Raw genomic sequence first — 14,553 nt, forward strand, 5'->3', positions numbered from 1 at the left:
TTTGGTGGAACGGGTGCGTTAGAAATAGGTTTAAAACACCTGCAGGCAGCGTGAGATTAGTAGGAAAAGAATATTTCGGTTCATAAATCATGAAATTTTTATATACAGATGATATTTTGGTAGGTTTTAATAATATATAATTTGAATTTCATTCAGGATGGGGATTCAGTATAACAAAAAGTAATAAATAAAAGAGAAAATCCCTGCGGGGACAGGGACTTTTTAGGAGAGATATTGTTGTTGTATAATGTCGAAACTTGGCGAATTCAACAAATTAATATTATCACGAATTTTCAAGTAATTGTGATGGTTGATGTGTCAAAACTGTGCACGATTTTCATATAAAAGCTTTATTTTGCATAAAAAATAGGAGCGCGTGACCAATGCACTCCATGACGCTAATAACAACACCTATAAAAGTATATGGGCAAATTACTTAAATAAGTTTGTAAGACTTAAAACACAATAGTTATTTGAATAAAAAAAGGCCCTTACTACTAGGTAAGAGCCCCATAAACAGAGAAAAAGTCGTATGTGACACTACATGAGAATCACAATAACATAGTTTTCTATACATCTAGGGTGTAATGGAGCTAAACAAAAACGTTATTTTAGAGAAAATGGTAAAGGATGAATATAATAATATGAATAATAGTAATATATACAAATCAGGTTACGTCATTCTCATTTATTTTATCATGACTCAATTTGTGGGAATTATAGGTATACAATTGCTAGCGAAGACAGGCTGGTATGATATTCAGGGAAACCAACAGCAAGCAATCCAACAACTTCTTGTACATTGGGAACTAATTGGATTTTTTCTCACGTTAATAATAATTTTTCTTATATATAGTAAAGAATTAATATATGATCCAAAGTTATCGATTAAATTATCAAGAAATTCATTCATATGGATTTTAGTTGGGATCATATTAGTATTTCTTGCGCAGATGGTTGGTAGTGTGTTAAATAAGAGTGTATTTCAGTTAACTACGCAATCAGCAAATACGTCGAGTACAGTCGCTGCTGCAGCAATATCCCCTGTAGCACTTATTTCAATTGTTCTACTTGCACCATTAGTAGAAGAATTTGTTTTTCGTTATGCGGCCATAAACATATTAACTCGAAAATTTAAAGAAACCTGGAGTATATTAATAAGCTCATTTTTCTTTTCTATTATGCATTTTGACTTTCCCTTTATATTTGGATACTTTCTAATTGGACTTGTACTTGCTGTAGTATATGTGCGTACTAATAGGTTACTAGTATCATTTGTTGTTCATGCTAGTATGAACTTAATTGTTGTCATACTTCAGATTTCTTGATAAAAATGTGTAGGTAAGGAGAAAGTAAATTCGGTAGATATAAATGTGGTGCTTGCACATATGACATTGAAATAGGATGTTTTAAAAGAGGATGCTATACTCAATAAAAGGTATAGCATCCTCTTTTTGTAATTTTTATTTTTTTGATCTTTAGGTGCTTTCCTCTGACTTGAACCACTTTCATTTTAAACCACAAATATATCTTTAATTTTTCATATGATATTTCATCATTTTTTTCAGTTAATTGGGTGTTTTTGCCCATCCCCCTTTTCGGGGGATTAAGAAAATGTCATTGTACCCACTTTTTATAAGAGATAGCACCAGACATTTTACGAATTTCATACAATTAGATAACAATAAAACTTTAATCAGCCCTCCCAAATTGTGCTCTTAAAGACAGTTAATCTACCATCTAACATTATATTTGTATCCACAATTAAATTGATAAATAAAACGCAGAATATTCAAATAACTAAATTGCGATTATCTTGAAACTGCGGTTTTAAAGGGAGTAATCGTTGAATTCCATCATTTTTCCGATTTCTGAAGGGTATATATTTTTATAGACTTATGTATTAAGATAGAAATGTGCTAGAAAATACCGGTAAAAAAGCATAAATAAGGAAAAAGGGATGGGATTAAAAATGAAGGCTATATTAAGAAATATTGTATCAATGGCTCTCGTACTCGCTTTGTTTACAACTTCTTTCGCTGGAATCTCCAAAGCTCAAGAGATTAATAGTGAAGAAGAAAAATTAGTACAAGAAGTAGCTGCACAATTGAAATTTGTTGTTGAAGAAGCTGCAGTTAAAGATAAACACGGAAGAGTTGTAGATATTGATATTGATATGATAGAAAACAAATATGGTAAAACTGAAGAATTAGAACAATTGAGACAAGAAATCCAACGTGTAAATACACCGCCTGGCTATGAGGATCCATTCAAACAAGAAACAGAAGCTGTAGATAACTGTATAGAAAGAAAACTTATAGCAAATTATGTAGAATTTCTATCAGTAGGTTTTTTAGGTTCTATTATTGCTAATATTACTAACAAAGAATATGAATTAGCAGCTAGAAAAATGATTAGATTAGGCGTCAAAGGTAATTTAGTTAGTTTAGCTGGTCAACTTGCTTGGTATCTAGGTACATGTATATATGAAGAAGAAGGATGGACTGGAAAAACTTGGTGATTGATAAAAAACAACCTCTTATTTTCTAGAGGTTGTTTTTTTTGAAGAAAATAACCACATTATAATTTCAAAAAAACCTACTATAAATAGTGTTTTTATAAGGTTTTCAAACCAATTAAATTGATTATGATTTGCATAGTTAAAAGCTATTAATACAATATACAGTAGGACAATAAACATTAACGGTCTCTTATATGTCAAACTCAAATTATTCACCCCTTAAATACTTACTTAGGAAAGTTACCTTAATACCATGTTAACCCAAAGCGCAATCACTTTCGATGTTTTTCTATATTTCTCCACATTTGTAACCCCCCCCTTTTTTAATAACACGTCCTCATAATAAATTTTCTTTGGTTGTTTATGCCCATCCACCGAAAAAGGGGGATAAGCCTAATCCATAAGAAATTTAAACTTTATGTCAAAAAATGTACTTTGTGAAACAGCTAAAAATGTAGAGTTTTTCATTTCAAAAATACAACTTATTTATATTTGATACATGTCGATACAGTTGTAGAAGATTTGAAACATATATTTTTAAGGGTAATCCAAATGATATTTGGGATATTCTGTATTAATACCCCTTTTCGGGGGATGGGCAAAGATACCCTAATTGCAGGTAACTGGTGAAAAATAGGCTATTTCTTGTAAATTCCTTTTCTCCATACCCACTCAATAGGACCATAGCGGAAATATTTACTCCAAATATTGCTGAATATAATTTGTACAAAGATAATCAAAAGCCCAAAGATACATAGTTGCCAGTAATATACGTGTGAGACATCTTTAAAGTACAATGAAAGAATGCCAAGAGTTAGTATACTTTGGCTAATGTAATTCGTTAAAGCATACTTGCCTACGTTCATAAAAGGGTGCAGCCACTCTATATATTTTTTGTTCTCACAAATTCTAAGTAGAGTACAAATATAGAATATAGCTAGCATTTTCCCTCCAAATAGAATCCATAGTTGTATATCCTGAGAGTAATAGACATCCGTTTTTATAAAATAGTAGATAATAGGATAAGAGAGAAAACATGAAATGCATAACGAACTCCACTGTAAAAATCTAATTTCCTTTATTAATTCCGGTACCCTTTTAAAAATATCTTTCTTACCAGCCCATAAACCGATTAAAAATAAGCCTATATATTCCGGTATTCCTATTAGTAGTTGTTGGAATTCCTGGGTCATTAGAAAGAACAGACGAGCTTTTACTTGATGTGAATAATGTGTAAATAGATTTACCGTGTGATTGGTAGTGTTGCCTGTAAACATATATTGATAGTAATTTGGTACTGCAGAAATAGAAGAACCTGCTTGTATAAATAAAATAGCATGTAGTGCATAACTAACAAGTAGAGAGATGCAGCCGACTATAAAAATCAGTTTTGTAAATCGCTTATAAAAGAACAATAGAACAAAACCTGCTATAGCATATGCATGTAAAATATCTCCATACCACAGAAAGATAAAGTGAATTACACCAAATAGTAATAGAATACATAACCTACGACTAAATAGTTTATATATGGGATACCCCTTTTTTTCTGTATTTCTCATAAAGATATAAAATCCCACGCCGAATAAGAATGCAAAAATGGTATAAAACTTTGATGATATCAGTAAATCTACTAGAAAACGAACTACTTTATCTATACCGGAGTAACCTGCTTGATTAAAGGAATCTAGTCCTGTCATAGTAGGTAGATTAGCAAATAAGATACATAGTATGGCTATACCTCTTATCATGTCTAACGAATGAATACGAACTTTTTGTTGCATCTAAATTCTCCTTTCTCAAAAAAGAAAAACGAGCACTATATTAGCTAGCGCTCGAATTACGTCTTGCAAAGAATCCATCGTATGTCGCAGCTGACACTGCTCCTTCAAGGCGTTCAGCCTCTTGTCCTTTGTTATAAGCCACAACTACAGGAGTACCAGGAATATTAAAATCTTGGAATGCACTTTGATTTTCTGGTGTAGAGATATCAATACGGTAAATGGTTCTATCATGTTTCTGCGACATGCTATTGATATCTGGGGCAGCTTTTTTACAATATTGACACGCTGGTTGATAGTAATAGGCAATGAACTCGTCCTGAGACTCTATTTTTTGCTTTAATTCTTCTTTTGAAATATCTTTTATATTTTTTGGTGCTCTTTCTGCATCTACAGCAGATACAATTGCTTTTTCTGGTGTTACAGTTTCTGTTTTGACGGATTCATTTTTTGTTAAAGTGAAGATCGTGATACAAACAACGAATAGGGTGGTTACAACTGCTCCGATTTTATACATTTTTTTCATAGTAAATTCCTCCTTAAAATAAAAAAAAGGACAAACCTCGCCCGAGTTAACTGGGCGTAAGGTTTGTCCTTCACGCTACGTACAATAGAGTATAAACAATGGTAACAAATTTTCTACTTATATATTACCATATAATCCATATAGAATGCTATATTAATTTTTACAAGTGACAAAAAAACAAACAAAATCATCATAATTTCACGTACCAGAATAATAATAAAAAAAGCAAACAACATACAATAGGGGATTCTATACAGTTTATAACTATGTGTTAGTTCTACCCTAGTATTAGGGGTCAAAACGTATAAAAAGACACTACTTAAAGTGTCTTTTTATACGTTGACATGCTATTTAAGAAAATGTAGTGATTAATCATAATTAATTAGATGCTTCTCGATTAATCTTAGTATAACATCAATATAGAAGATTTTAAATGCAATTCTGCATATATAGATTCTTATATATATAATTCTACCTTAAATCTCAATTGCCAAAATCACCAGTTTCCTTATTTTTATATTTATACTATGATTTAACTGCTAAATAGTATTAAAGGGTGTAGCACCACATGCCCATCAAGCTAAAATTTTATAGTACCCCCAGAACGAAATTTTGTACTAACTTGTAACAAAAAACTCATTTTTTCGTTTTGGGGTATTTGCTTTTCTTAACTTGATGGCGATGGGATAGTACCACATCGCTATCAAGCTAAAGAAGTAGGTCACCCCCAAAAAGAGAAAATATGTTAAATTCTCATAGATAACTATCTTATATTAATTACATAATCTAGTATGTGATATAATGATATAAAGATATTATACTTAAAGGGGGGATTCAAATTGGTTAAAAACTTACCTTTACTAATAGTGATTTTAATACTAGGTGTAAGTTCTTCTATATTAAGCACGAACGGATACTTTTCTCCAGTTATAGAATGGTCTTTAATGATTATAAGTATTATTTTAAATATTACTGCAGTGATAGGTTTATCACTACACGTCCTTGTATACCAACCTATGAAAAGATTTGATAAAAATTTAAAAGAGACCTTCAAATAAAATAATTATATTTGAGGTAATATCACATCGACATCGAGCTAAAAAAATGTACCCATAAAAAGAAAAAATACGCTATTCTTTCTGTAGAATCATAGGAAAGGATGGCGTTTTTTATGTCTGTTTCTGTGTCTGATGAATTACAACTATTTGCTCAAGAGATTCAACGTTTTTTATCTCCAAATACCTTACGGAATCTTGCTAGAGATGTTGGTTTCGTACAACGAACCAGTAAGTACCAAGCAAAAGATTTAGTCGCTTTATGTGTATGGATGAACCAAAATATCGCTACGACGTCTTTAACTCAGTTATCTAGCTGTTTAGAAGCTTCGACAGAAGTGCTCATTAGTCCCGAGGGACTGAACCAACGATTTAATCAAGCAGCCGTCCAATTTTTACAACACATACTAGCTGAACTACTAAGCCGAAAATTGACCTCATCTATACAGATTTCTTCTCCATATACTTCTGTTTTTAAGCGTATTCGTATTTTAGATTCAACTGCATTTCAACTTCCAGATTCCTTTTCATTCGTTTATCCAGGTGCAGGAGGATGCAGCCATACAGCGGGAGTAAAGATTCAGCTTGAATATGATTTATTAAGTGGACAGTTCCTGCATATTCATACCGGTCCAGGTAAACAACATGATCGAACCTACGGTTCCCTGTGTGTCCCAACTGTAACACCGAATGATTTATGTATCCGAGATTTAGGTTATTTTCATTTGAAAGATCTTCAGCATATACAAGATAAAAAGGCTTATTATATCTCACGTATCAAATCGAATACACGTATTTATCAAAAAAACCCTAATCCTGATTATTTTCAAGATGGCAGAATCAAAAAAGGTACAGAGTATATCCAGATAGATATGGAGGTTTTAATGAACTCTCTTCAACCAGGACAAACATGTGAAATATCCAGCGCTTATGTAGGAATGATTGATAAAGTCCCAACGCGTGTGATTGTTCATCGACTAACAAAAGAACAACAACAAAAACGATTACAAGCCCAAAATGCAAGAGAAAAAAAGAAAGGAATGAAGTATTCTGCTCGTAGCAAACGACTTAGCGGTATCAATGTATACATGACAAATACCCCTATAGATATTGTCCCGATGGGACAAGTACATGATTGGTATTCTTTACGTTGGCAAATCGAGATTTTATTTAAAACGTGGAAATCATTCTTTCGTATTCATCATTGCAAAAAGATAAAACGAGAACGATTGGAATGCCATTTGTATGGGCAACTGCTTGCCATTCTACTCTGTTCTTCTACCATGTTTCAAATGCGGCAATTACTTCTTATGAAAAAGAAACGAGAACTGAGTGAATATAAGGCACTATATATGATTAAAGATTACTTTTTTTTTCTTTTCCAAGCTATACAGAAAGACACCCAAGAGCTATCAAAGATCCTCATTCGCCTGTTCAATCTCCTACAGCAAAATGGGAGAAAATCTCATAGGTATGAGAAGAAAACAGTCTTTGATATATTAGGTGTCGTTTACAATTGTACTATGTCTGATAATCAAGCGGCTTAAATCAAAAAAATGAAACCCGTTAGGGTTTATTTCGTATGCAAATCTTTAAATTTCCTATACGTAGCCTTTAGAAAAAAGAAACAACCTTTACTATAATTGACGTTGTATGAGCTTAGCTTGATGGCGATGTGGTACTATCCCTAAACGGGATATGCTTTCCACAATATAAGGATGCACTTCAGTCAAGGGGAAATTCTAAGTAAAAAAAATTCTTCGTCAAACACCTATTTTTAAACTTTTTATTAAAAGTCCTTTACATACCATAGAGGGGTATAGTATTGTAAAATTATAGAGGTGAGGAAATGTCGATGATTTCAGAAAATCTTAATAAAATTGTTGAAATCGATCAATGCTGCTCATAAGACGGTGTAAGAAAAAGCCGCCATTCAGATAAAGTAAAGAATAACTTAACGATTAGTTCAGAAGTTAATAAGTCATATATTGAAGGGAATGAAAAATTATGAGTTTAGAAGCTTTAAATGAACAAGTAAAAAGGGATCTTTCTTATCTTGCATTTGGGGGAGAGGACTGGGTATGCCCAACCCACCATCCTGAGGGGCATGTCTACGATACAGTGATTATAGGAGGCGGCCAGTGTGGCTTAGGTGTGGCCTTTGGGCTTTTGCGTGAAAGAATATCTAATATCCTTATCATCGACGAAAACGTTGAAGGATATGAAGGGCCATGGGTAACTTACGCTCGTATGATGACATTGCGTACGCCTAAACATTTGATATCCATTGATCTTGGAGTGCCTTCTCTGACTTTTCGCTCCTGGTGGGAAGCGCAATTTGGACCAAAAAGTTGGGAGGACATCGATAAGATTCCGCGGAACGATTGGATGAACTATCTACGTTGGTATCGAAAGGTTCTTAATTTACCTGTTGTTAATGAGGTAAAGATGAAGCTTATTGAGCCTGCAGGGGAAGATGTTTATCGACTGCATATTGAAGGAGCAGGAGCATCTTCTAATACATTACTGGCCCGCAAGGTTATCTTAGCCACTGGTATTCAAGGCGGAGGGGAATGGCACGTACCATCTATGATTTCCGAAACATTACCTCGTCACCTCTATGCACACACCTCAGAAGACATTGACTTTGAGGCCCTTAAAGACAAGAAGGTGGCAATTTTAGGCAGTGGGGCCTCAGCTTTTGATAATGCCAATTTTGCATTATCTGAAGGTGTGGGTTCGGCTCAAGTGTTTGTTCGCCGCACAGAGATGCCACGCATTAACCCAATGCGACAAATGGGGGTGTCAGGTCTAATTGAACGTTTTAATGTTCTATCTGATGCTGATAAATATTCCGTTATGGCCCATTACTTTAAGCATCAACCTCCTACAAATGACACATTTGAACGTGCAGCTTCACATCCCGGCTTTAAATTACACTTAGATGCTCCATGGCTTGACGTACAGCATGAAGCTGAGAAGGCTGTTGTCACTACTCCACAAGGTAATTTTACTTTTGATTTTCTAATCATTTCAACTGGTCTTGTGACTGATCATTCTTTACGTCCAGAGCTAAAGCTTTTCGAACGCCATATTGCACGTTGGGATGACTATTATAATGCACCTGCTGAGATCGCCAACCGTAAGCTTGATGCGTATCCTTACCTTGGCCCTGGCTTTACTTTCACATGCCGAGACAAAAAGGATACAAAGCTTCTTCATGGGCTTTTTGCTTTTAACTATTCAGCTGTAGTTAGCTGTGGTATCTCAGCCTCTTCGCTTCCGGGAATGAGATATGGGATACCTAGATTAGTTTCAGCTGTGGCAGACCAGCTGTTCTCTGATAATCGTGAGGAGATTCTAAAAAACTTCTATTCTTATAATGAGGCTGAATTTGTTGGAGAATGGACAAAGAGGGGTTCTGAAGTAAGATAATTTTTCCGATATGGATAAGGATAAATAAAAGGGTGCAGATATCTTCCCTTAACATAGGCTAGAATCTATTGGTGGGGGGAGAGTTCAAGCCTAATTCGAAATATAGACTTAGTTTACTATTCAACTATTGAAGGGAGGATAGACAATTGGCGAAGGTCTTTACAAAATCGACGTGTGCATTACTATTGTTAGTCTTTCTTTGGGGTGGAAGTTGGCCGATTTATAAAATGGCTGTACCTTATACGCCCCCGTTATTATTTGCAGGTATGCGTGCAGTAATTGGGGGTCTTATACTAGCAGCCCTCATATATAAAATGAGGAACAGGATCAAATGGCGTGAAAATTGGTCGAAATATTGTATTTCAGCATTCTTTAATACGATTCTCTTTTTTGGGTTACAGACAGTAGGGCTCATTTATTTGCCAGGAGGACTGTTTTCAGTGCTTGTCTATTTTCAGCCAGTGCTACTTGGATTGTTTGCTTGGATTTGGCTTGGAGAGTACATGTCGCCGTTTAAAATTATGGGTTTGATTATCGGATTTCTTGGAATTGTAGTTGTAAGTGTGGACGGATTAATCGTTCATGTATCGATCATTGGTGTTGTCTTAGGGTTGCTTATGGCATTTAGCTGGGCACTTGGTGTGGTTTATGTGAAGAAGGTGAGCAACGAAGTAGATGCTTTCTGGATGGTGTCTTTGCAGTGTATTATTGGTGGAGTTATTCTAATAGGTACTGGAACAATTGTTGAAAACTGGTCAGCTATTGAATGGAATGGTAGGTACCTTTTTGGACTCGGATACGGCTCCACTTTTGGCATTCCACTGGCATATATCATTTACTATAAACTTATTAATGCGGGAGAGGCAAGCAAAGTCGGTACATTCACGTTTCTTGTACCGATCATTGCAGTATTCATTGGAACGGTGTTTTTAGATGAACCGGTAACTTACCGCCTTGTCGTAGGGCTGTTATTAGTAGGTGTAAGTATTTATTTCGTGAATTATCGCGAAATAAGGTGAATGCTTCATTATTCAATAGAGCGCAGGCAAAATTTAATACGGAAGAGTAAAAGCGTAAGTTCTAGAATAACCAGAAATAGTTTAGAACTTGGCACACCATCAGGAGAGAATATGAATCGCCGATTCCATAGCAAAATCAAACCCATGTATTTTGATTAATCTTTGTTCAAAACGCGTGGGTTTCTTCTATTATAAAATCAATGTTTACAGCATAATTTTGATCGAACGTTATTCCAAACCAACAATACAGCCGGTCCCTTAACGTACAGGAAATCGGCTTTTTCTTTGTCGAAATCTGCTTAGCGTACGAAATTCGCGTTTTGTTGGTGAGACCCCATCGCTATCAAGCTAATAAAAAGAAATGCCCCTAAAATGAAAAAATGCGCCATCCTTTCCTATGATTTAAAGAAAGAATAGCATTTTTTTAATTTTATGGAGAACTAATTATTTCTTTTTTTATAATAAGAAAGGAAATTTATTATCATATTAATTAAACATACAAAGATAAGTGAGTACTTAAAAATAGTACTTTTATAGTTTCCAAAAAACAAAAATAGTATAGCTAAAAGTGCTATTATGCTAATAATTAAATGATACATATATTGAGACTGTTTCTTCATTAATCATCCCTACTATTCATTCAATATAAATATATAGATTATATATTATCATAGAAGAAATTAAAATAAATAAAATATGCCTAATTGCATATCTAAATAGCAAGATACCACCACATACCTCATTAACTAAAAAAACAACCTGATCTTTCAAAGAAATTACCTGTAGAAAAAGAAAAATTTTATTTAGAGGGTATATCAAAAACTTAGCTTGATAGCGATGGGGTAGCACCACAGATTCATCAACCTAAGAATTATATAACGCTCCCAAAACAAAAAAATGTACATTTTCAGCTGGAGATGTCAATTTTCTTGTTTGGGGGTATTTGCTTTTCTTAGCTTGATGGGTATGTGACTCTACTCCTTATTAAAGTAATGGTATTAGATATTTTTCATAGCTCTAAATTTTCTTTACTTACTTTTGCAATATATTTCAAACATTCTACAACTGGATACTGAATCAACGCTTTAGGTTGTGAGAACTTGATTCCCTCTTTTTCAAGAAAATTGACAAGTTGTTCAACAGTCATCTCTTTGCTTTGTATCCTATTGAAATGTTGTACCACAATGCTTTTCCAGTAATAAGATGGACTCTGGAAATAGCCTTCTCCCTGTACTGCATGATTATAAATCATATCCAGTTTTTCTTGTTTCCTCTTCTTTTGTAAATCTCTTTCCATTTGACTCATCTTAATTCACCCATTCTTTAGTGAAAATCTGCATTCCGTCCCCTTTATAATAAAATAGCTTTGTTCTGTGTAGATACCCTTTTGAAATAAGATAGTAAAATTAAGATAGGGGGTACTGTCTAATTATACACGATATACAGTTAATTCCCTTCAAGTTTAAAAATCTAGTCCTAACCGATACGCTGTTTGATGTCTACAGCGTGTATTTTTCCTTTTCAGCAAAAATCAAATTTAGCTTGAGCTTGATGCGCATGTATAGCGATACCTAATTAATTTTTTGAGGAAACAAATACGTAGACGTTTGTCTACGTATTTGTTATTATAAATATAAGAATATAATTAAGGGGGATATAGGAATGAGAAGTTTAGAAGAAATCGCAATGGAATATGTAGAAATTGAAATGTGTGAAGGAAGTCATAGCAAAAGCAAAGATGAATATGATAATGAATTAGATTTTTATCTTGAAAATGTAACGAATTCAGAGGGTTCTTATGAAACCTACTTAGCTAATAGTCTTTCAAAAGAAGAGTTAGATCACCACGATGTAATTGAAGTATGGAATGCTATCGAAAAAGGAATAAAAGAAGCTGTGGGGAAAAGAAGATAATATTCTTTCATATAGGTGAGTGACGAATGCAATATACAAAAGAAGAGTTAATCTTGATTATTCAGTATAAAGCAAAAAAATTAGGGAAGATTCCAACCAAAAGAGATATTAAACAACAGACGCCAATTAAAAAAATATTTGGGAGTTGGAATAATGCCCTTGCTGCGGCTGGTTTTGAACATCTAAATCAGAGAACTTTTACAGCAGAAGCAATTATCGAGATATTTCATATGTGGATTCGTAAGAATAATAGAATACCGACAACAAATGATTTGAATACAGACAAAACATTGCCAGACTCCAAAGTAATTAAGCGGTATCTTCATATGGGGTATAGAGATTTCATTACTTCATTAGGCTATGAGCCTTTTGACGGGACTGTTTACACACAAAGTGATAAAGAGCTACTACAGTTACTTAAGGATGAGATAATGCGTCTTGGAACGACTAAAAAGAATGTATTTATGATCGAAAGAAATAAGGAAGTAGTGCCATCCGTAACATATTATGAAACTCGTTTTAACATGCGCTGGAATCGTATACTTTTGTTATCTGGTATTTCTAAAGACGAATTATGCGGATTTCACTATACAAGAGAAGAACTCATTCAAATACTACAAGAATTGTATAAAAAATTGGGGGAAGTGCCTTCCCAAAAGAAGCTTGAACAGCTAGGATATAGTCGTCATATCTTTATAAACATGTTTCAGAATTATAATAATGCGTTAATAGCAGCTGGTATTACACCAATTAATAAGACACCCGAGATTGTGAAAGAAACCGATGAAGAATTACTTCAAATGTATGTTAATTATTCTAATTGTTTAGGACAAGCAGCGACATCAAGGCAATTAAATGAATCTCATAATATATATAATGCAGATGTCTTTACTCTACGTTTTGGTGGTATGCTTGAATTGCATAAAAGAGCAGGACTTATTTCAACGTACGGTACTCGCAAAGTTTATACCAAACAAGGATTAGCAGAAAAATTAAAGCATGTATATAGAGTGAATGAGGGACGTATTCCAATACGTCGTTTCAATGAATTTGGATTATGTGCTAGCACACTCCTGCGGTATTTCCAAACAACCAAGATAAACGAAATATGGGAAGAAATAGAGAAGGAGATTAAGCATGACAATCAAAGCTTACGGGAATAGGGAAATCAGCAAAGTAGTTTTCTCAGGAAATCCTACAGCATTATCAGTATGGCTTAAGAAACGAAATGATCGTACGAAAATACTCGCTGCACTTCCAAAAGCGTATGTGGAGCTAGGAACAAGAAAAGGATGGACACAAGAACAGATAGAGAACTGGGCTAAAGAAAATGGCCTAAAATGTGATTGGTCACAAGTAGAGGAATTATAGAGGAGACTAGATCCCACTGAAAAAAATACAAAGCATCGCAACTTTATTTCAAATATATAGAGCACTAATAATTATTATTTTCAAAATTTAACAAATATGATATAATTTATGTTAAGCGATGTTTCTTAAAAGTAAATGGTGGTTCAAGTTAGGGGAAGGGCACTCATACGGGTGCCTTTTTCTTTAGAAATCATTAAAGGAGAGTGCAACATGACTATTATCAACTTGGATGATTTTCGAAAACAAAAAGAAAAACAAGTGGTGACGATACCAATCATTGAACGGATATACAAAGAAGATGGCGAGGTTAAGATTGAAGTATCTGGAGAACGAAAAGTTTCTAAAGCCTGGTTAAACAGACACGATAAGCAAGTATAATATGTCACTAAAGAAAAAGGACCTGATATGAATATCAGATCCTTTTTCACTATGTATAATTATTTCACTGCTTCTTTTAATTCTTTTCCGGCTTTAAATGCAGGTGCTTTAGATGCAGCAATTTGCATTTCTTCACCTGTTTGTGGATTACGTCCTGTACGTGCAGATCTTTCACGCACTTCAAATGTACCAAAACCAATAATCTGTACTTTCTCTTCATTTGCAAGAGCATTTGTTATAGCATCTAATACAGCTTGTGTTGCTGCAGCTGCATCTTTTTGTGTAAGTTCTGCTTTTTCTGCTACCATTTTTGTTAATTCGGTTTTATTCATTTTTTGCACCTCTTTGAATGTAATAAGAGATTATTATAACGTACCTACGTTTCTGATGTAAATAAGATATATAGAAAAAGCCCTAGCAAGAGCTAGGGGCAATTCTGTGTGATAGTAGTACCAAGGGGGTACCGCCACACATCCATCAACTTAAGGATTTAGACTATTCTTAAACTAAAAAGCACGTTACTATTCTCTTATGTTAATGAGAAAGGGTGACG

General features: G+C 34.0%; 14 protein-coding genes. 10 read left to right on the top strand and 4 right to left on the bottom strand.

Annotated elements, in window-relative coordinates:
• The first annotated feature begins 644 nt into the window (after positions 1-644).
• Together MR155_RS29435 and MR155_RS29440 are read left to right on the top strand one after the other, a co-directional pair.
• On the top strand, positions 645-1,328 hold the full coding sequence (locus MR155_RS29435) for a CPBP family intramembrane glutamic endopeptidase (protein WP_242311893.1): 684 nt from the start codon (positions 645-647) through the stop codon (positions 1,326-1,328).
• Between the two features lie 632 nt (positions 1,329-1,960).
• Positions 1,961-2,521: a hypothetical protein gene (locus MR155_RS29440; protein WP_242311886.1), complete on the top strand. Its 561-nt coding sequence runs from the start codon at positions 1,961-1,963 to the stop codon at positions 2,519-2,521.
• Between the two features lie 638 nt (positions 2,522-3,159).
• On the opposite strand, the gene MR155_RS29445 is transcribed toward MR155_RS29440, so the two are convergent.
• Positions 3,160-4,305, bottom strand: a complete 1,146-nt coding sequence (locus MR155_RS29445; RefSeq protein WP_242311887.1) for a DUF418 domain-containing protein — start codon at positions 4,303-4,305, stop codon at positions 3,160-3,162.
• Between the two features lie 40 nt (positions 4,306-4,345).
• A complete protein-coding gene (locus MR155_RS29450) occupies positions 4,346-4,828 on the bottom strand; it encodes a thioredoxin family protein (RefSeq protein WP_002166778.1) in 483 nt (160 codons plus the stop codon).
• A gap of 839 nt (positions 4,829-5,667) precedes the next feature.
• Here MR155_RS29450 and MR155_RS29455 point away from each other — a divergent pair.
• The 4 genes from MR155_RS29455 to MR155_RS29470 all read left to right on the top strand — a co-directional run bounded on the left by MR155_RS29455 (position 5,668) and on the right by MR155_RS29470 (position 10,337).
• A complete protein-coding gene (locus MR155_RS29455) occupies positions 5,668-5,886 on the top strand; it encodes a hypothetical protein (protein WP_242311888.1) in 219 nt (72 codons plus the stop codon).
• 113 nt (positions 5,887-5,999) lie between these two features.
• Positions 6,000-7,430 carry an IS4 family transposase gene (locus MR155_RS29460; RefSeq protein WP_242311889.1) on the top strand — a complete coding sequence of 477 codons (1,431 nt, stop codon included), beginning with the start codon at positions 6,000-6,002 and terminating at the stop codon, positions 7,428-7,430.
• Between the two features lie 460 nt (positions 7,431-7,890).
• Complete coding sequence (locus MR155_RS29465) at positions 7,891-9,318, top strand: flavin-containing monooxygenase (RefSeq protein WP_242311890.1); 1,428 nt, start codon at positions 7,891-7,893, stop codon at positions 9,316-9,318.
• A gap of 146 nt (positions 9,319-9,464) precedes the next feature.
• Entirely contained in the window at positions 9,465-10,337 is an 873-nt protein-coding gene (locus MR155_RS29470) for a DMT family transporter (protein WP_242311891.1), read from the top strand.
• A gap of 1,009 nt (positions 10,338-11,346) precedes the next feature.
• Here the strand turns inward: MR155_RS29470 and MR155_RS29475 are convergent.
• Positions 11,347-11,643: a hypothetical protein gene (locus MR155_RS29475; RefSeq protein WP_396027186.1), complete on the bottom strand. Its 297-nt coding sequence runs from the start codon at positions 11,641-11,643 to the stop codon at positions 11,347-11,349.
• A gap of 356 nt (positions 11,644-11,999) precedes the next feature.
• Here MR155_RS29475 and MR155_RS29480 point away from each other — a divergent pair, with 356 nt between their 5' ends.
• The 4 genes from MR155_RS29480 (at position 12,000) to MR155_RS29495 (ending at position 14,000) form a co-directional block, all read left to right on the top strand.
• Positions 12,000-12,251 carry a hypothetical protein gene (locus tag MR155_RS29480; protein WP_002139650.1) on the top strand — a complete coding sequence of 84 codons (252 nt, stop codon included), beginning with the start codon at positions 12,000-12,002 and terminating at the stop codon, positions 12,249-12,251.
• A 26-nt stretch (positions 12,252-12,277) separates the two neighbouring features.
• Complete coding sequence (locus tag MR155_RS29485) at positions 12,278-13,414, top strand: homing endonuclease associated repeat-containing protein (RefSeq protein ID WP_242311892.1); 1,137 nt, start codon at positions 12,278-12,280, stop codon at positions 13,412-13,414.
• Positions 13,389-13,622, top strand: a complete 234-nt coding sequence (locus tag MR155_RS29490) for a hypothetical protein (protein WP_002139648.1) — start codon at positions 13,389-13,391, stop codon at positions 13,620-13,622. Before MR155_RS29485 ends, MR155_RS29490 begins: the two co-directional genes overlap by 26 nt.
• Positions 13,623-13,832: 210 nt before the next feature.
• Positions 13,833-14,000, top strand: coding sequence for a hypothetical protein (locus tag MR155_RS29495; protein WP_002139645.1), 168 nt, complete (start codon positions 13,833-13,835; stop codon positions 13,998-14,000).
• Between the two features lie 59 nt (positions 14,001-14,059).
• Here the strand turns inward: MR155_RS29495 and MR155_RS29500 are convergent, their stop codons facing one another.
• Complete coding sequence (locus tag MR155_RS29500; protein WP_002139643.1) at positions 14,060-14,332, bottom strand: HU family DNA-binding protein; 273 nt, start codon at positions 14,330-14,332, stop codon at positions 14,060-14,062.
• Positions 14,333-14,553: the final 221 nt, after the last annotated feature.

The sequence above is a fragment of the Bacillus cereus group sp. BfR-BA-01331 genome (assembly GCF_022663915.1).
Classification (GTDB): domain Bacteria; phylum Bacillota; class Bacilli; order Bacillales; family Bacillaceae_G; genus Bacillus_A; species Bacillus_A mycoides.

Coding starts and splice junctions, on each gene's coding strand:
- MR155_RS29465 (WP_242311890.1), top strand. CDS start 7,891: ATGAGTTTAGAAGCTTTAAATGAACAAGTAAAAAGGGATCTTTCTTAT.
- MR155_RS29445 (WP_242311887.1), bottom strand. CDS start 4,305: ATGCAACAAAAAGTTCGTATTCATTCGTTAGACATGATAAGAGGTATA.
- MR155_RS29490 (WP_002139648.1), top strand. CDS start 13,389: ATGACAATCAAAGCTTACGGGAATAGGGAAATCAGCAAAGTAGTTTTC.
- MR155_RS29435 (WP_242311893.1), top strand. CDS start 645: ATGAATAATAGTAATATATACAAATCAGGTTACGTCATTCTCATTTAT.
- MR155_RS29485 (WP_242311892.1), top strand. CDS start 12,278: ATGCAATATACAAAAGAAGAGTTAATCTTGATTATTCAGTATAAAGCA.
- MR155_RS29440 (WP_242311886.1), top strand. CDS start 1,961: ATGGGATTAAAAATGAAGGCTATATTAAGAAATATTGTATCAATGGCT.
- MR155_RS29480 (WP_002139650.1), top strand. CDS start 12,000: ATGAGAAGTTTAGAAGAAATCGCAATGGAATATGTAGAAATTGAAATG.
- MR155_RS29460 (WP_242311889.1), top strand. CDS start 6,000: ATGTCTGTTTCTGTGTCTGATGAATTACAACTATTTGCTCAAGAGATT.
- MR155_RS29495 (WP_002139645.1), top strand. CDS start 13,833: ATGACTATTATCAACTTGGATGATTTTCGAAAACAAAAAGAAAAACAA.
- MR155_RS29475 (WP_396027186.1), bottom strand. CDS start 11,643: ATGAGTCAAATGGAAAGAGATTTACAAAAGAAGAGGAAACAAGAAAAA.
- MR155_RS29500 (WP_002139643.1), bottom strand. CDS start 14,332: ATGAATAAAACCGAATTAACAAAAATGGTAGCAGAAAAAGCAGAACTT.
- MR155_RS29450 (WP_002166778.1), bottom strand. CDS start 4,828: ATGAAAAAAATGTATAAAATCGGAGCAGTTGTAACCACCCTATTCGTT.